Below are 16,316 nucleotides of genomic sequence, written 5' to 3'. Positions count from 1 at the left end.
CTACGCGCTACCACCTGACAGTCGCTCGATGACAACGCGGGGCACTTGGAGATCATGAACAGGCTCTCGGAATTAGGCTCCCTGTGGGTGGTCGCCACGCCGATCGGCCATCGCGACGATCTTTCCGCGCGCGCCATCGACACGCTGCGCCAGGTGGCGGTGATCGCCGCCGAGGACACCCGCCACAGCCGGCCGTTGCTGGTGCATCACAACATCGACACGCCGCTGATCGCGCTGCACGAGCACAACGAGCGCGAGGCGGTGGAGTCGATCGTGCGCCGCATGCAGGCTGGCGAGGCGGTGGCGCTGATCTCCGATGCGGGTACGCCGCTGATCAGCGATCCGGGTTTCCGGCTGGTGCGCGCCGCGCGCGCCGCCGGCATCCGTTGCATTCCGGTGCCGGGCGCCTGCGCGGCGATCGCCGCGCTGTCGGTGGCCGGCCTGCCCAGCGACCGTTTCGTGTTCGAGGGTTTCCTGCCGCCGAAGGCGGCGTCGCGGCGCAGCCGGCTGCAGGAACTGGCCGGCGACGCGCGCACGCTCATCTTCTATGAGTCGTCGCACCGCGTCGCCGAAAGCCTGGCCGACATGCGCGACGTGTTCGGCGCCGGGCGCGAGGCGGTGCTGGCGCGCGAGCTGACCAAGCTGTTCGAGACGGTGATCGGCAAGCCGCTGGCGGAGCTGGCCGCACGGGTGGCGAACGATCCCGACCAGCAGCGCGGCGAATGCGTGATCCTGGTCGCCGGCCGCGGCGAGGAAGCCGACGCGAAGCTGGCCGAGGGCCAGCGCGTGTTCGCCATCCTGCGCGAGGAGCTGCCCCCGGCCAAGGCCGCCAAACTCGCGGCCGCGATCAGCGGCGCGCCGCGCAAGACCTTGTATGAATCGTGAAGCTGGTTTCGGCGAGCTTTTCCGAATCCCGAATCCCCAATCCCGAATCCCGGACCATTACAATGGCCCCCGGAGTCGGCCGGACAGTCGCGTCGCACGCAAGTGCATCGAGGAAAGTCCGGGCTCCGCAGGGCAGAGTGCCAGGTAACTCCTGGGCAGCGTGAGCTGACGGCCAGTGCAACAGAGAGCAGACCGCCGATGGCCTCGCAAGAGGATCAGGCAAGGGTGAAAGGGTGCGGTAAGAGCGCACCGCGTACGGGGCCAACGCCGTACGGCACGGTAAACCCCACTCGGAGCAAGACCAAATAGGGGAACGATAACGCGGCCCGCGTTGTTCCCGGGTAGGTTGCTGGAGCCAGGCGGCGACGCCTGGCCGAGAGGAATGACTGTCGCGCCGCAAGGCGTACAGAACCCGGCTTACAGGCCGACTCCACCTCTTCCATGCCTGCATCGCCATCGCGACCCCTCGTCGCGGTGGCGATGCAGGCGTCTGCGTGAACGGTGGTTCATGCCGGAGTGGCTACGCGGTGCCGATCCGGTGGGATTTCGCCAGGCGAGGGCCTGAGGCAACGTGTTTTTATTTATAAAAAATTCCCTGCTTTCAAACACCTTGCTGGCGTTCCTCAGAAAATGCTGCACGTATGGTCAGCATTCTGCCTTTACTCCTTGATTCACAAGCGAAATTCCCTTGACAGTCTCATGGGGCGAGATTATCGTGGGCTCCAGTGTGAAATCGTGGGTTTTAGTGGAGTCTGCTGATCGTGTTCCAGGGCGAAACCGCCATCACCATCGACGACAAGGGCCGCCTGACCATCCCGACCGTCTACCGGGAGCAGGTGGCGGGCGAGTGCGCCAATCGTCTGGTGATCACCTACAACCCGTTTGAGCCGGGCTGCCTGTGGCTGTTCCCGTATGCGGCGTGGGAATTGGTGCGCGACCAGGTCAACGCGCTTTCCAAGGTGGTCAAGGCGCATCGCGACATGCAGATGAAGCTGGTCGGTGCGGCCGCGGTGGTCGAACCCGACTCGGCGGCGCGGGTGCTGCTGCCGCCCAGCCAGCGCGCCACCACCGGCATCGAGAAGAAGGCGGTGCTGCTGGGCATGGGCGACAAGTTCGAGCTGTGGAGCGAGCAGGAACACCTCAAGAAGATCCGCCAGACCATCGGCGAAGCGGAGATCACGCAGGCAATGGCGGAATTGCGCCTGTAAGGCGCGATCGGCATGTGGGTGGGACGGGAGCGGGAGTGCGGCATGGCCGAGCAAGTTTTGCGGCACATCCCGGTGATGCTGGGTGAAGCAGTGGAGGGACTCGCCGTGCATGCGGGCGGGCGCTATCTCGATGGAACCTTCGGTCGCGGCGGTCACGCCCGCGCGGTGCTGTCGCGCCTGGGCTCCGACGGCCGGCTGCTGCTGATGGACCGCGACCCCGCGGCGATCGCCACGGCGCAGGCCGAATTCGCTGCCGATCCGCGCGTGACGATCCGCCACGCGAATTTTTCCAGCCTGGCCGAGTGGGACGAGACCACCGCTGGTCTCGATGGCGTGCTGCTCGACCTGGGCGTGTCCTCGCCGCAGCTGGATGAAGCCGCACGCGGCTTCAGCTTCATGGCCGACGCGCCGCTGGACATGCGCATGGACCCCACCCAGGGCGAGAGCGCCGCCGAATTCCTGGCCCAGGCCAGCGAGCGCGAGATCGCCGACGTGCTGTGGCACTACGGCGAGGAGCGCCACAGCCGGCGCATCGCCCGCGCCATCGTGGTCGACCGCGATGCCACCCCGTTCACTCGCACCGGCCAGCTGGCCGCACTGATCGAACGCGTGGTGGGCCGGCGCGAGCCGGGCAAGCATCCGGCCACGCGCAGCTTCCAGGCGCTGCGCATCCGCGTGAACGGCGAGCTGGATGCCCTCAAGCAGGGGCTGGATGCGGCGCTGGAGCGGCTCAAGCCCGGCGGCCGGCTGGCGGTGATCAGCTTCCATTCGCTGGAAGACCGTGCGGTGAAGCTGTTCATCCGCGATCACTCCGGCCGCGTGCAGAACAGCCGCCGCGGGCCACCGGTGCAAGCCGCGCCGGCGCGGCTTGCCGCGGTCGGCAAGGCGCAGTTCCCGTCCGCGACCGAGCAGGCGGCGAACCCGCGCGCGCGCTCGGCCGTGCTGCGCGTGGCGGAGAAGTTGACGTGAGGGCGCTCGGCGCCCTGAGCCTGCTGATGCTGCTGATCGCGGTGCTGGTCAGCGCGCTCGGCGTGGTGTGGACGCGCCACGAGAGTCGCGTGCTGTTCGTCAACCTGACTGCGCTGCAGAACCAGCGCGACGAGCTGAACATCGAGTACGGCAAGCTCGAGCTGGAGCAGGCCACCTATGCCGAACCGCGGCGCATCGACGACGAGGCCCGGCAGAAGCTGGGCATGGTCGATCCGCGTCCGCAAGACATCCGGTTGCTGCGCTGATGAGCTGGCGCAACCACCGCGCTCCCGCCCATCCCGGCCGCCGCCGCGGCGCCGGCCCCAGCGCGCGCCGGCGCATGGTGGTGGTGGTCGGCCTGCTGAGCCTGGTCTCGGTCGGGCTGGTGGCGCGTGCGTTCGACCTGCAGGTGGTGCGCAAGCAGTTCTACCAGCGCCAGGGCGATGCGCGCTTCCTGCGCGAGATGCCGATTCCGGTGTCGCGCGGCACCATCTTCGACCGCAACGGCGAGCCGCTGGCGGTGTCCACGCCGATGATGTCGATCTGGGCCAACCCGGCCGAGGTGCTGGACAGCGACGAACGCATCCCCGCGCTGGCGCAGGCGCTGGGTGTGGACGCCGACAGTCTGAAGGCGCAGCTGGCGCAGCGCTCGGACCGCGAGTTCGTCTATCTGCGTCGGCAGATGGCGCCGGCGGCGGCGCAGGCGGTGCTGGACCTGGGCATTCCCGGCATCAACGGCCAGCGCGAGTTCAAGCGCTACTACCCGTCCGGCGAAGTGACCGCGCACGTGCTCGGCTTCACCAACATCGACGATCGCGGCCAGGAAGGCCTGGAGCTGGCCTACGACGACTGGCTGGCCGGCAAGCCAGGCGCAAAACGCGTGATTCGCGACCGCATGGGCCATGTGGTGGAGGACCTTGAGCAGGTGCGCGCACCGAAGCCGGGGCAGAACCTCACGCTCAGCATCGACCGGCGCATCCAGTTCCTCGCCTACAGCGAGCTGAAGAACGCGCTGGAGAAATCGCAGGCCGACTCCGGCTCGATCGCGGTGCTCGATGTGAAAACCGGCGAGGTACTGGCGATGGCCAACCTGCCCACCTACAACCCGAACGCGCTCGGCGGCAGCCGGCCCGGCCAGCGGCGCAACCGGGCGATGACCGACGTGCTCGAGCCCGGCTCCACCATCAAGCCGGTCCTGATGGCGGCGGCACTGTCCAGCGGCAAGTACACGCCGACCAGCCCGATCATCGACACCACCGGCGGCCACTGGTATTTCCAGGGCCACGACATCCACGACACGCACAACTATGGGCTGCTGACGCCGACCGGGGTGATCACCAAGTCGAGCAACGTGGGCGCTGCGCACATCGCGATGACGCTCGACACGGCGCTGATGTACGACACCTACCGCGCGTTCGGCTTCGGCAACAGCACCGAGAGCGGCTTCCCCGGCGAGGCTGCCGGCTCGCTGCGCATCGGCCGCAGCTGGCGCCCGCTGGAGAAGGCCATTCTCGGCTACGGCTACGGCCTCAACGTGACCGTGCTGCAGCTGGTCAACGCCTACGCCACCATCGCCGACGGCGGCGTGATGCACAGCCCGAGCTTCATCAAGGGCGGCGACGCCACCTCCAAGCAGATCATCTCGCCGGAAGTGGCGGGCCAGCTGCTGCGCATGATGGAGACGGTGACTGGCCCGGGCAGCACCGGCACGCTGGCGCGCATCGCCAACTACAGCGTGGCCGGCAAGACCGGCACCGCGCACAAGGCCAGCATCGGCGGCTACGCCAAGAGCAACTACACCTCGGCGTTCGCCGGCATCGTACCGGCGTCCAACCCGCGGCTGGCCGCGGTAGTGGTGATCGACAACCCGCAGAAGGGCAGCTACTACGGCGGCACCGTGTCCGGACCGGTGTTCTCGCGGGTGATGGAAGGCGCGCTGCGCCTGCTCGACGTGCCGCCGGACAACATCGGCCGCTGGTACGTGGGCGGCCCGTTGCAGGGCACCGGGCTGGTCGGTGCGCAGCCGCCGGTCGATGCGCCGATCGACGACGCCCCGGTCGACGAGGACACGCCATGAGCAGCGGCCACCTCGACCAGTTGCTGCTGGGCATCGCCGACGCGCCGATCGCCGCGGCGCCGGACGTCGGCCGCATCGTGGTGTCCGGCCTGAGCCTGGATTCGCGCCGGGTGCAGCGCGGCGACGCGTTCTTCGCCTTGCGCGGCAGCCACGCCCACGGCATCACCTTCGCCGCCGGCGCCGTGCAGCGTGGTGCCCGCGTGGTGCTGGCGGAAGCGCCCGCGCCAGGTGAATTCCTGCCCCTGCCTGCAGGGGCAGATGCCGAAGGCGGAAGGAGTCGACTGCCGCAGGCAGTCGGCGAGGTTCCCGTGCTGTGGATCGACGGCCTGCACGGCCAGGTCAGCGAGATCGCCGCGCGCTTCTACCGCCGCCCCAGCGAGTCGATGCGCATGGTCGGCGTCACTGGCACCAACGGCAAGACCTCGTGCGTGCAGCTGCTGGCGCAGGCGCTGACCCTGCTCGGCCACCGCGCGGCGTCGATCGGCACGCTCGGCGCCGGCGTGCATGGCCAGTTGCACGAAGGCGAGCGCACCACGCCCGACGCGGTGACGGTGCAGGCGCTGCTGGCGGAATTCCGCGACGCGGATGTCAGCCACGTCGCGATGGAGGTCTCCTCGCACGCGCTGGAGCAGGGCCGCGTGGCGGCGGTGGATTACGAGGTGGCCGCGTTCACCAACCTCACCCGCGACCACCTGGACTACCACGGCAGCATGCAGGCCTACGGCGCGGCGAAGGCCAGGCTGTTTGCCTGGCCGGGCCTGCGCAGCGCGGCGATCAACATCGACGACGCGTTCGGTCGCGAGCTGGCCGGGCAGTTGCCCGCCGGCGTCGAGCGGCTGCGTTTCAGCATGGCCGGCGACGAAGAGGCGGAAGTCGCCGCCAGTGCGATCGTCAGCTCGACCGAAGGGCTGGCGTTCCTGCTGCGCACGCCGTGGGGCACGCGGGCGGTGCGCAGCCAGCTGATCGGCCGCTTCAATGTGGCCAACCTGCTGGCCGTGGTGGCCTGCCTCGGCGCGCTGGGCGAGCCGTTCGCGCGCATCGTCGAGGTGGTCGCGCAGCTGCAGCCGGTGAACGGACGCATGAGCCGGCTCGGCGGCGTGCAGGGCCAGCCGCTGGTGGTGGTCGACTATGCGCACACGCCGGATGCGCTGGAGCAGGCGCTGACCGCGGTGCGCGCGCATTGCACCGGCAAGCTGATCTGCGTGTTCGGCTGCGGCGGCGAGCGCGATGCCGGCAAGCGTCCGCTGATGGGCGCGATCGCGGCGCGGCTGGCCGACGTGGCCATCGTCACCGACGACAACCCGCGTGGCGAGGACGGCGACGCGATCGTGGCGCAGATCGTCGCCGGCATGGCGGCGGCGCGCGCGATGGCGGTCGAGCGCGACCGGGCGGTGGCGATCGCCGACGCGCTGCAGCTGGCGCGTGCCGGTGACGCGGTGCTGATCGCCGGCAAGGGCCACGAAACCTACCAGGAGGGCGCCGCCGGCAAGCGTCCGTTCGACGATATGGCGGCGGCGCGCGCAGTGCTGGAGCGGATCGGCAGGGAGGCACGCCCGTGATGAAGCTCGCCGCCATCGCGCTGTGGACCCATGGCTGCCTGTTCGGCAGCGACGTCGAGGTGACCGGCGTCGCCATCGACACGCGCAAGCTCAAGCCCGGCGACCTGTTCGTGGCGATCAGGGGCGAGCGGGTGGATGGCCACGATTACCTGGCCGAGGCCGCCGCGCGCGGCGCGGTCGCTGCGCTGGTGACGCGCAAGGTCGACAGCGCGCTGCCGCAGCTGCTGGTAGACAACACGGAACTGGCCCTCGGCGACCTGGCCAGTGCGGTGCGCGCCCAGCGCAACGTGCGCGTGGTCGGCATCACCGGCTCCAACGGCAAGACCACGGTGAAGACGCTGGTCGCCTCGATCCTGTCGCGGCACGGCCGCACCCACGTCAGCGCCGGCAACTTCAACAATGAACTGGGCCTGCCGCTGAGCCTGCTGGCGATGCCGCCGGACACCGGATACGCGGTGTTCGAGATGGGTGCCGGCAAGCCGGGCGACATCGCCTACCTGGCCGCCATCGCGCGGCCCGATATCGGCCTCGTCACGCTCATCGCGCCGGCGCATCTTGCGCGCATGGGCAGCATCGAGGGCGTGGCCGAGACCAAGGGCGCGCTATACCAGTCTTTGCCGGCCGATGGCATCGCGATCATCAACGCCGACGACGCGTTCGCCAGCTTCTTCGCCGGCCTGGCCGGCGCGCGCCGCGTGCTGCGCTTCGGCCTCGAGCAGCCGGCCGACGTCGGCGCCGACATCGTCGAGCAGCGCGTGGACGGCTCGCGCTTCGTGCTCAGCACGCCACAGGGCGATGCCGAAGTGGCGCTGCCGCTGCCCGGCCGCCACAACATCGCCAACGCGCTGGCGGCCACGGCGGTGGCGCTGGCGCTGGAGGTGCCGCTGGGCACCATCGTGGCCGGGCTGGAGCAGGTGCCCGGCGTGGCCGGCCGGCTGCGCCGTGAAACGATGACTGGCGGCTGGACGCTGATCGACGACAGCTACAACGCGAACCCGAGCTCGATGGCGGCGGCGATCGACACCTTGCTGCTGGCCGGCGGTGAACGCTGGCTGGTGCTGGGCGACATGGCCGAGCTGGGCCCCGACGCGCGAGCGCTGCACGCCGGCATCGGCGTGCGGGCGCGCGAGCGCGGGGTCGAGCGGCTGTTCGCCGTCGGTCCGCTCGGCGTGGCCACGGTCGAGGCGTTCGGCGCGGGCGGCGAGCATTTCGAGGACAAGGCGGCGCTGATCGCCGTGCTGCAGGCGCAACTGCACGCGGGCGTCACCTGCCTGGTGAAGGGCTCGCGCTCGGCCGGCATGGAGCAGGTGGTGGTGGCGCTCGGCGGTCATGCCGGCAAGAACAAGGGGGACGCATCCGATGCTGCTTGAATTGGCCGACTGGATGGCACGACATTTCACCGCCCTGCACCTGTTCCAGTACATCACCTTCCGCACCATCATGGCCGCGCTCACCGCGCTGTCGCTGTCGCTGTGGTGCGGACCGTGGCTGATCAACCGGCTGGCGGCGCTGAAGGCCGGCCAGGTGGTGCGCAGCGACGGTCCGCAGACGCACCTGGTCAAGGCCGGCACGCCGACCATGGGCGGCGTGATGATCCTGCTCTCGGTCACCGTCGCCACCTTGCTGTGGGCCGACCTGCACAACCGCTACGTGTGGGTGGTGCTGGCAGTGCTGCTGAGCTTCGGTGCGATCGGCTTCTACGACGACTACCGCAAGCTGGTGCTGAAGGACAGCCGCGGCCTGGCCAGTCGCTGGAAGTATTTCTGGCAGTCGGTGTTCGGCCTCGGCGCGGCGCTGTTCCTCTACCACACCGCCCAGCTGCCCGCGGAGACCGCATTGTACGTGCCGCTGTTCAAGCACGTGGTGCTGCCGCTGGGGCTGTTTTTCGTGGTGATCACCTATTTCATGATCGTGGGCTTCTCCAACGCGGTGAATCTCACCGACGGGCTGGACGGCCTGGCGATCATGCCCACCGTGCTGGTTTCCGGCGCGCTCGGCGCATTCGCCTACCTGGCCGGCAACAAGGTGTTCTCCGAGTACCTGGGCATCCCCTCGATCCCCGGCGCGGGCGAGCTGGCGATCTTCACTGGGGCGCTGTCCGGCGCGGGGCTGGGCTTCCTGTGGTTCAACACCTATCCGGCGCAGGTGTTCATGGGCGACGTCGGCGCGCTGGCGATGGGCGCGGCGCTGGGTTGCGTGGCGGTGATCGTGCGCCAGGAGATCGTGCTGCTGGTGATGGGCGGCGTGTTCGTGATGGAAACCGCCTCGGTGATGATCCAGGTGGCGAGCTTCAAGCTCACCGGCAAGCGTGTGTTCCGCATGGCGCCGATCCACCACCACTTCGAACTGAAGGGCTGGCCGGAGCCGCGGGTGATCGTGCGCTTCTGGATCATCAGCGTGGTGCTGGTGCTGATCGGCCTTGCCACGTTGAAGGTGCGCTGATGATGAAAGCCGGGATTCGAGATTCGGGATTCGGGATTCGCAAGAGCGGTCGCAAGTCCGTAGCGCCGCGCTGCGCCCGCTTTGCCGAATCCCGAATCCCGAATCCCGAATCCCGCGCCTCCAAGGGAGGCGCCCATGTTTGACGCCACCACCCAGGCCAAGCGGCGCAGCGGTCCGTGCGGCAGCTTCGATCTGTGGCTGCTGGTTGCGCTGGTCGGGCTGGCCGGCGTGGGCGTGGTGATGGTGACGTCCAGTTCGATCGCGGTGGCCGACAGCCAGCACCTCGGCGCGTTCTATTTCCTGAAGAGGCATCTCTTGTTCCTCGGCTTCGGGCTGGTCGCCGCCGGCCTGGCGATGCGCACCGAGCTGAAGCTGCTGGAGAAGTTCGCGTTCCCGCTGCTGGCGCTGGCGTTCCTGATGCTGCTGGCGGTGTTCGTGCCGCACCTGGGCATGCGCATCAACGGCGCGCGACGCTGGCTGAACCTGCTGGTCACCACGTTCCAGCCGGTGGAGGCGGTGAAGCTGATCCTGGTGATCTACGTCGCCAGCTACCTGGTGCGCCACCGCGAGAACGTGGAAACGAAATTCCTGGGCTTGTTCAAGCCGCTGCTGGTGGCCGGCATGATCGTGCTGCTGCTGCTGGCGCAGCCGGACTTCGGCTCGGCCACGTTGGTGATCGCGGTGACCATCGCGATGGTCTGGCTGGGCGGAGCGCGGCCGATCTTCCTGTTCCTGATGGGCCTGCCGCTGATGCCGCTGCTGTACGTGGCGGCGACCGGCGAAAGCTACCGCATGAAGCGGCTGACCTCGTTCATGGACCCGTGGAAGGACCCGTTCAACGACGGCTTCCAGCTGACCCAGTCGCTGATGGCGATCGGCCGCGGCGAGTGGACCGGGGTGGGCCTGGGCTCCAGCGTGCTGAAGCTGTCCTACCTGCCGGAGGCCCATACCGACTTCATCTTCGCGGTGATCGGCGAGGAGCTGGGGCTGGCAGGCGTGCTGCTGGTGATCGGCCTGTTCGGCCTGGCGGTGGGGCGCGGCCTGTACCTGGGCCTGAAAGGCGTCGAGGTGGGCCAGCGCTTTGCTGGCTACGTCGCGTTCGGTATCTCGCTGATGCTGGCGATGCAGGCGTTCGTGTCGGTCGGCGTGAACCTGGGTGCGCTGCCGACCAAGGGACTGACCCTGCCGCTGATCAGCTACGGCGGTTCGTCGATGGTGCTGACCTGTGCCATGGCCGGCGTGCTGCTGCGCGCCACCTGGGAGATCAACCGCGCGCTGGACGCACGGCAGATGGCCACGCGGATGCCGGCGGCGGTGGCCGCGCTTGACGCGAACGTCGCGGCGAAGCCGCGCGAGGCGGTGGCGGCATGATCACGTCCGGGATGACCAGCCCTTCGGCTGTTGAAAGCCGAGATACGGGATTCGGGATTCGCAAAGGCATGCCGCGCAGGCTTGCAGCGATGTCGCACGCCCAGCATCGGGAGAATCTTGACGCTCGCGCGCAGCGCCCTGCCGAATCCCGAATCCCGAATCCCGATTCCCGGCCCGTACTCATCATGGCCGGCGGTACCGGCGGGCACATCTTCCCCGGCCTCGCCGTAGCCGAGTGCCTGCACGCGCAGGGCGTGCCGGTGGTGTGGCTGGGCGCGGTCGGCGGGATGGAAACGAAGGTGGTGCCGGCGCAGCAGATCGAGTTGCACACCGTGGCGGTGGGGGGCCTGCGCGGCAAGGGCATCAAGACCCGGCTGCTGGCGCCGCTGATGCTGCTACGTGCGCTGTTTGCTTCGCTCGCCGTGTTGCGCCAGGTGCAACCGCGCAGCGTGCTGTCGATGGGCGGTTACGTGGCCGGCCCTGGCGGCCTCGCCGCGTGGCTGCTGCGCCGGCCGCTGCTGGTGCACGAGCAGAACCGCGTGGCCGGCTTCACCAACCGCAAGCTGGCCGGACTGGCGAAGCGCGTGCTGGCCGGTTTCGCCGGTGCCTTGCCGCGGGCCGAGTGGGTCGGCAACCCGGTGCGCGAGGCGATCGCCGCGTTGCCGCCGCCGGCCGCGCGCATGGCGGGGCGCGACGGCAAGCCGCGTCTGCTGGTACTGGGCGGCAGCCTCGGTGCCCGCGCGCTGAACCTGGCGCTGCCGCGGGCGCTGACGCAGTTGCCCCCGGCGCAGCGTCCCGAGGTGCTGCACCAGTGCGGCAGCCGCGGCCTCGACGAAGCTCGCGAAGCGTATGCGCAGGCCGGCGTCGAGGCACAGGTGGTGGCGTTCATCGACGACATGGCTGGCAGCTACGGCTGGGCCGACCTGGCCGTGTGCCGCGCCGGCGCACTGACCCTGGCCGAGCTGGCCGCGGCCGGGCTGGGCGCGGTGCTGGTGCCGTTCCCGCATGCGGTGGACGACCACCAGACATGCAACGCCGAAGTGCTGATGGCGGCCGGCGCCGCCGAACTGATGCAGGAGAACGAGCTGGACGTACAGATTCTGGCGCAGCGGTTGGCATCGCTGCTGGGCGATCGCCACCGCCTGCTGGCGATGGCCGAAGCCGCGCGCACGCTGGCGAAACCCGATGCGGCGCAGGTCATCGCGCGCGCTTGCCTGGAGGTCGCCGCATGACGCCGCGTCGATTGCATGCGCATGAGGACCCGATGAGCACGTTCCGCCGGGTGCACTTCATCGGTATCGGCGGTGTCGGCATGAGCGGCATTGCCGAGGTGCTGCACAACCTCGGCTACGCGGTGTCCGGTTCCGACCGCGCCAACTCGCCCACCGCGCAGCGGCTGCGGCAACTGGGCATCGACGTGCACGTCGGCCACGCCGTGGAAAACATCGGCGATGCCGACGTGGTGGTGACCTCCAGCGCGATCAGGCAGGACAACCCGGAGCTGGTCGCCGCCCGCGAGGCGCGCATCCCGGTGATCCCGCGCGCGGAGATGCTGGGCGAACTGATGCGCTTCCGCCGCGGCGTGGCGATCGCCGGCACGCATGGCAAGACCACCACCACCAGCCTTACCGCCAGCGTGCTGGCCGAGGCGGGCTACGACCCGACCTTCGTGATCGGCGGCCAGCTCAACGCGGCCGGCGCGAACGCGCGGCTCGGTACCGGGCAGTACTTGGTTGCCGAGGCGGACGAATCCGACGGCTCGTTCCTGCTGTTGTCGCCGGTGATCGCGGCGGTGACCAACATCGACGCCGACCACCTGGAGAACTACCACGGCGATTTCGCCGAGGTGAAGAAGGCGTTCGCCGACTTCCTGCACCGGTTGCCGTTCTACGGCCTGGCCGTGCTGTGCGCGGACGACCCGGAAGTGGCCGTGCTGGCGAAGTCCACCACGCGCCGCGTGATGACCTACGGCATCGACGCCGCCGACGCCGACGTACGCGCGCAGAACGTGAGCCAGCACGGCTTCGAGATGCATTTCGAGCTGCTGCTGCCGGGCCGGGCCGAGGCGCTGCCGGTGAAGCTCAATCTGCCGGGCCGGCACAACGTGCTGAACGCGCTGGCCGCCGCGGCGATCGGCTGGCAGCTCGGCGTCGAGGCCGATGCGCTGGCGCGGGCGCTGGAGAACTTCCAGGGCGTCGGTCGGCGCTTCCACCGGCGCGGCGAGATCGCGCTGGACCAGGGCAGCGTGCTGCTGGTCGACGACTACGGCCACCACCCGCGCGAGCTGGCCGCGGTGTTCGCCGCCGCCCGCGGCGGCTGGCCCGGGCGTCGCCTGGTGGTCGGTTTTCAGCCGCACCGCTACAGCCGCACGCGCGACCTGCTGGACGACTTCGCCAACGTGCTGGCCGAGGTCGACGTGCTGGTGCTGACCGACGTCTACCCGGCCGGCGAGGCGCCGATCGCCGGTGCCGACGGCCGCGCGCTGGCGCGGGCGGTGCGCGCCCGCGGCAAGGTCGATCCGGTACTGGTCGAGCATCCGCGCGACCTGAAGGACACCCTGCCGACGCTGCTGCGCGACGGCGACCTGCTGCTGCTGCTCGGCGCCGGCGACATCGGCGCGGCGGCGGTGGAGCTGGCCCAGCTCGGCAACCTTAGGACGAACAAGTGAGCATGAAGGTGACCGTGAACAACATCAGCGATCCTGCCCGGTTCGGCCGCGTCGCCGTGGTGATGGGCGGCAGCTCGGCCGAGCGCGAAGTCTCGCTGGATTCCGGCCGCAACGTGCTGGAAGCGCTCAGGGCGCGCGGCGTGGACGCGCAGCCGGTCGACGGCATTCCCGCGCTGCTCGACGCGCTGCGCGCCGGTGGCTTCGCGCGCGTGTTCAACATCCTGCACGGCCAGCATGGCGGTGGCGAGGATGGCGTGCTGCAGGGCGCGTTGGAGGCGCTGAACGTGCCGTACACCGGCTCGGGCGTGCTCGGCTCGGCGCTGTCGATGGACAAGCCGCGTTCGAAGCGCGTGTGGCAATCGCTCGGCCTGCCGACCCCGAAGTTCGTGGCGCTGCCGCGCGGCGCTGACCCCGGATCGAGTCCGGGGCAGGCGGTGCATGCGGCGGCGAAACAGGTCGGCTTTCCGCTGATCGTGAAGCCGGCCTGCGAAGGATCCAGCGTGGGCGTCACCCGCGTTTTCGAGGAATCCCAGCTGGACCAGGCGGTCGAGCTGGCCGCGAAGTATCCAGGTGACCTGCTGATGGAAACCCTGATCGAGGGTGACGAACTGACCGTTGCCATCCTCGGTCGCCAGGTGCTGCCCAGCATCCACATCGTGCCGAAGGGCGCGTTCTACGACTACAACGCGAAATACATCGCCGAGGACACGCTGTACCTGTGCCCCGGCCTGGAAGGCGATGCGGAGACGGAGCTGCGCGCACTGGCGCTGGCCGCGTTCGACGCGCTGGGCTGCACCGGCTGGGGCCGGGTCGACGTGATGCGCGACCGCCAAGGCCGCAACTGGCTGCTGGAGGTGAACACCGCACCCGGCATGACCTCGCACTCGCTGGTGCCGAAGGCGGCCAAGGCGGCCGGCATCGACTACCAGGAGCTGTGCTGGCGCGTGCTGGAAACCAGTTTCCGCGATGGTTCGTTCGACGCGGATGGCTCTACCGAATCCCGAATCCCGAATCCCGGCTCTCAACAGCCGAAGGGCTGGTCATCCCGCGCCTCCAACGGAGGCGCCCAGTGAAAGGAACCATCCGCCTCGTCGCCTGGTGCCTCGCCATCGCGCTGGTCGCGCTGCCGATCGTCGGCGTGTTGCGCGGGTGGTTCGCGGTCGGGCGCTGGCCGGTGACCCAGCTGACGGTGCAGGCCGAGTTCCGGCACGTCGGCGCGGACGACATCCGCGCCGCGGTGCGACCGCATCTGGGCAGGGGCTTCTTCGCGCTGGATCTCGACGTGGTGCAGAAAGCGGTGGCTGCGCTGCCGTGGGTGGAATCGGTGGAAGCGCGCAAGCGCTGGCCCGATACCCTGCTGCTGCGCATCTACGAGCGCGAGCCGTTCGCGCGCTGGAACGACAAGCAGCTGATCAGCCGCCAGGGCCTGGTGTTCGCGGCGCCGGGCATGGACGGCATCGGCGCGCTGCCGAGCCTGCACGGTCCGGATGCGCGGCTGGCCGAGGTGGTCAGCTTCTACGCGGAAACCCGCAAGGCGTTCGCCGGCACCCATCTGCAGGTCGCCGGCGTGGCGCTGACCGAGCGCGGCAGCTGGAGCGTGAGCATGGCCGGCGGCGCGCAGGTCGTGGTCGGCGACCGCGAGTACGCCGGGCGCCGGTTGCGCCGCTTCCTCGACGTCTATCCGCAGCTGATTGCCGGCCATGCCGACGGCTTCGCCTACGCCGATCTTCGCTACACCAATGGATTCGCCGTGCGCTGGCCGCCGACGGCCGCCGCCAACGCTGGAGGTTCGCCCCGCTCATGAAGCCGCGCAATGACAAGCAACTGGTGGTCGGGCTCGACATCGGCACCTCGAAGGTGGTGGCCATCGTCGGCGAGTACGAGCCGGGCGAGCCGATCACCGTGATCGGCATCGGCACCCACGTCTCGCGCGGCATGAAGCGCGGCTCGGTGGTCGACATCGAATCGACCGTGCATTCGATCCAGCGCGCGGTGGAGGAGGCCGAGCTGATGGCCGGCTGCGACATCCGCTCGGTCTACGCCTCGATCTCCGGCAGCCACCTGGAAACCCGCAACTCGCACGGCAACGCGGCGATCCGCGACCGCGAAGTCACCGCCAGCGACCTGGAGCAGGTGCTGGAGGCGGCCAGCGCGGTGGCGATCCCGGCCGACCGCAAGGTGCTCTACAAGGAATCGCAGGAATACCGCATCGACGGCCAGGACGGCATCCGCGCGCCGATCGGCATGAGCGGCGTGCGGCTGGAGGCGAACGTGCACCTGGTCACCGGTGCCGCGGCGGCGGTGCAGAACGTCACCAAGTGCATCCAGCGCTGCGGCCTCACCGTGGACGAGCTGGTGCCCTCGGCGGTGGCCAGCGCGAAGGCGGTGCTGACCGACGATGAGCGCGAGCTCGGCGTGTGCCTGGTCGACATCGGCGCGGGCACCACCGACATCGCAATCTACACCCAGGGCTCGATCCGCTACACCGCCTCGCTGCCGGTGGGCGGCGACCAGGTCACCAGCGACATCGCCTATGGCGTGCACACGCCGACCGCGCACGCGGAGGAGATCAAGATCAAGTACGCCTGCGCGGTGACCGGGCTGGCCCACGCCGAGGAAACCATCCAGGTGCCCAGCGTGGGCGATCGCCCACCGCGCCGGCTGGCCCGGCAGTCGCTGGCGCAGAGCGTGCAGGCGCGCTACGAGGAAATTTTCGAGATGGTGCAGGACCAGCTGCGCCGCTCCGGCTACGAGAGCCTGGTGGCGGCCGGCGTGGTGCTGACCGGCGGCGCCTCGAAGATGGAAGGCGCGCTGGAGCTGGCTGAGGAGATCTTCCACAAGATGGTGCGCATCGGCGTGCCGCAGCAGATCGAGGGCCTTGGCGAAGTCGTTTCCAGTCCGCTGCACGCCACCGGCGTGGGCCTGCTGCTGCACGGCGCGCGCGCCGGCGGCACGCGGGCAGGCGGCCCGATCGGCGGCAGTGTCGGCGGCGTGGTCGGCAAGCTGCGCGGCTGGCTCACCAGGAATTTCTGAGCAACACGAATCCGGTGGCGCAGGAGGCGTCGCCACGGGCGGAGGGACATCCGCCCACCACCATGGACCGACAGGAGTCGCCACCCATGGTTACAACGACAACA

General features: G+C 69.5%; 14 protein-coding genes and 1 other RNA gene. All 15 read left to right on the top strand.

Annotated features, from left to right (window positions below; all coding sequences use genetic code 11):
- Positions 1-54 precede the first annotated feature (54 nt).
- The 15 genes from rsmI (at position 55) to ftsA (ending at position 16,212) form a co-directional block, all read left to right on the top strand.
- Positions 55-885 carry a 16S rRNA (cytidine(1402)-2'-O)-methyltransferase gene (gene rsmI, locus LRK53_RS16300; RefSeq protein WP_027493160.1) on the top strand — a complete coding sequence of 277 codons (831 nt, stop codon included), beginning with the start codon at positions 55-57 and terminating at the stop codon, positions 883-885.
- A 71-nt stretch (positions 886-956) separates the two neighbouring features.
- Positions 957-1,321: RNase P RNA component class A (gene rnpB / locus LRK53_RS16295), an RNA gene on the top strand.
- 325 nt (positions 1,322-1,646) lie between these two features.
- Positions 1,647-2,093, top strand: coding sequence for a division/cell wall cluster transcriptional repressor MraZ (gene mraZ, locus LRK53_RS16290; RefSeq protein WP_027493159.1), 447 nt, complete (start codon positions 1,647-1,649; stop codon positions 2,091-2,093).
- A gap of 42 nt (positions 2,094-2,135) precedes the next feature.
- Positions 2,136-3,062: a 16S rRNA (cytosine(1402)-N(4))-methyltransferase RsmH gene (gene rsmH, locus LRK53_RS16285; RefSeq protein ID WP_027493158.1), complete on the top strand. Its 927-nt coding sequence runs from the start codon at positions 2,136-2,138 to the stop codon at positions 3,060-3,062.
- Between the two features lie 26 nt (positions 3,063-3,088).
- Positions 3,089-3,328 (top strand): cell division protein FtsL, encoded by a 240-nt coding sequence (gene ftsL / locus LRK53_RS16280; RefSeq protein ID WP_037089989.1) that lies wholly within the window; start codon positions 3,089-3,091, stop codon positions 3,326-3,328.
- Positions 3,328-5,139 carry a peptidoglycan D,D-transpeptidase FtsI family protein gene (locus LRK53_RS16275; RefSeq protein ID WP_027493156.1) on the top strand — a complete coding sequence of 604 codons (1,812 nt, stop codon included), beginning with the start codon at positions 3,328-3,330 and terminating at the stop codon, positions 5,137-5,139. Before ftsL ends, LRK53_RS16275 begins: the two co-directional genes overlap by 1 nt.
- Positions 5,136-6,698 carry a UDP-N-acetylmuramoyl-L-alanyl-D-glutamate--2,6-diaminopimelate ligase gene (locus LRK53_RS16270; protein ID WP_027493155.1) on the top strand — a complete coding sequence of 521 codons (1,563 nt, stop codon included), beginning with the start codon at positions 5,136-5,138 and terminating at the stop codon, positions 6,696-6,698. Before LRK53_RS16275 ends, LRK53_RS16270 begins: the two co-directional genes overlap by 4 nt.
- Positions 6,695-8,068 carry a UDP-N-acetylmuramoyl-tripeptide--D-alanyl-D-alanine ligase gene (locus tag LRK53_RS16265; RefSeq protein WP_027493154.1) on the top strand — a complete coding sequence of 458 codons (1,374 nt, stop codon included), beginning with the start codon at positions 6,695-6,697 and terminating at the stop codon, positions 8,066-8,068. The genes LRK53_RS16270 and LRK53_RS16265 overlap by 4 nt, the downstream gene beginning before the upstream one ends.
- Complete coding sequence (mraY, locus tag LRK53_RS16260; protein ID WP_027493153.1) at positions 8,058-9,140, top strand: phospho-N-acetylmuramoyl-pentapeptide-transferase; 1,083 nt, start codon at positions 8,058-8,060, stop codon at positions 9,138-9,140. Before LRK53_RS16265 ends, mraY begins: the two co-directional genes overlap by 11 nt.
- 135 nt (positions 9,141-9,275) lie before the next feature.
- Positions 9,276-10,511, top strand: coding sequence for a putative lipid II flippase FtsW (ftsW, locus tag LRK53_RS16255; protein WP_027493152.1), 1,236 nt, complete (start codon positions 9,276-9,278; stop codon positions 10,509-10,511).
- Between the two features lie 185 nt (positions 10,512-10,696).
- On the top strand, positions 10,697-11,743 hold the full coding sequence (murG, locus tag LRK53_RS16250; RefSeq protein ID WP_037089972.1) for an undecaprenyldiphospho-muramoylpentapeptide beta-N-acetylglucosaminyltransferase: 1,047 nt from the start codon (positions 10,697-10,699) through the stop codon (positions 11,741-11,743).
- Positions 11,740-13,179: a UDP-N-acetylmuramate--L-alanine ligase gene (gene murC, locus LRK53_RS16245; protein WP_027493150.1), complete on the top strand. Its 1,440-nt coding sequence runs from the start codon at positions 11,740-11,742 to the stop codon at positions 13,177-13,179. The genes murG and murC overlap by 4 nt, the downstream gene beginning before the upstream one ends.
- Before the next feature lie 2 nt (positions 13,180-13,181).
- Positions 13,182-14,252 carry a D-alanine--D-alanine ligase gene (locus tag LRK53_RS16240; protein ID WP_027493149.1) on the top strand — a complete coding sequence of 357 codons (1,071 nt, stop codon included), beginning with the start codon at positions 13,182-13,184 and terminating at the stop codon, positions 14,250-14,252.
- Positions 14,249-14,983, top strand: coding sequence for a cell division protein FtsQ/DivIB (locus LRK53_RS16235; RefSeq protein WP_027493148.1), 735 nt, complete (start codon positions 14,249-14,251; stop codon positions 14,981-14,983). The genes LRK53_RS16240 and LRK53_RS16235 overlap by 4 nt, the downstream gene beginning before the upstream one ends.
- A complete protein-coding gene (gene ftsA / locus LRK53_RS16230) occupies positions 14,980-16,212 on the top strand; it encodes a cell division protein FtsA (protein WP_235642388.1) in 1,233 nt (410 codons plus the stop codon). Before LRK53_RS16235 ends, ftsA begins: the two co-directional genes overlap by 4 nt.
- The last annotated feature ends 104 nt before the right edge of the window (positions 16,213-16,316 follow it).

The sequence above is a fragment of the Rhodanobacter thiooxydans genome, from assembly GCF_021545845.1.
In the GTDB taxonomy this organism is placed as follows: Bacteria; Pseudomonadota; Gammaproteobacteria; order Xanthomonadales; family Rhodanobacteraceae; genus Rhodanobacter.
Note: the sequence above shows the minus strand (reverse complement) of the source record. Positions and strands in the feature narration are given on the sequence as shown.

Excerpts from the sequence above, each read along its gene's own strand:
- rsmI (WP_027493160.1), top strand. The coding sequence starts at position 55 with ATGAACAGGCTCTCGGAATTAGGCTCCCTGTGGGTGGTCGCCACGCCG.
- rsmH (WP_027493158.1), top strand. The coding sequence starts at position 2,136 with ATGGCCGAGCAAGTTTTGCGGCACATCCCGGTGATGCTGGGTGAAGCA.
- ftsL (WP_037089989.1), top strand. The coding sequence starts at position 3,089 with ATGCTGCTGATCGCGGTGCTGGTCAGCGCGCTCGGCGTGGTGTGGACG.
- LRK53_RS16275 (WP_027493156.1), top strand. The coding sequence starts at position 3,328 with ATGAGCTGGCGCAACCACCGCGCTCCCGCCCATCCCGGCCGCCGCCGC.
- LRK53_RS16270 (WP_027493155.1), top strand. The coding sequence starts at position 5,136 with ATGAGCAGCGGCCACCTCGACCAGTTGCTGCTGGGCATCGCCGACGCG.
- mraY (WP_027493153.1), top strand. The coding sequence starts at position 8,058 with ATGCTGCTTGAATTGGCCGACTGGATGGCACGACATTTCACCGCCCTG.
- ftsW (WP_027493152.1), top strand. The coding sequence starts at position 9,276 with ATGTTTGACGCCACCACCCAGGCCAAGCGGCGCAGCGGTCCGTGCGGC.
- murG (WP_037089972.1), top strand. The coding sequence starts at position 10,697 with ATGGCCGGCGGTACCGGCGGGCACATCTTCCCCGGCCTCGCCGTAGCC.
- murC (WP_027493150.1), top strand. The coding sequence starts at position 11,740 with ATGACGCCGCGTCGATTGCATGCGCATGAGGACCCGATGAGCACGTTC.
- LRK53_RS16240 (WP_027493149.1), top strand. The coding sequence starts at position 13,182 with ATGAAGGTGACCGTGAACAACATCAGCGATCCTGCCCGGTTCGGCCGC.
- ftsA (WP_235642388.1), top strand. The coding sequence starts at position 14,980 with ATGAAGCCGCGCAATGACAAGCAACTGGTGGTCGGGCTCGACATCGGC.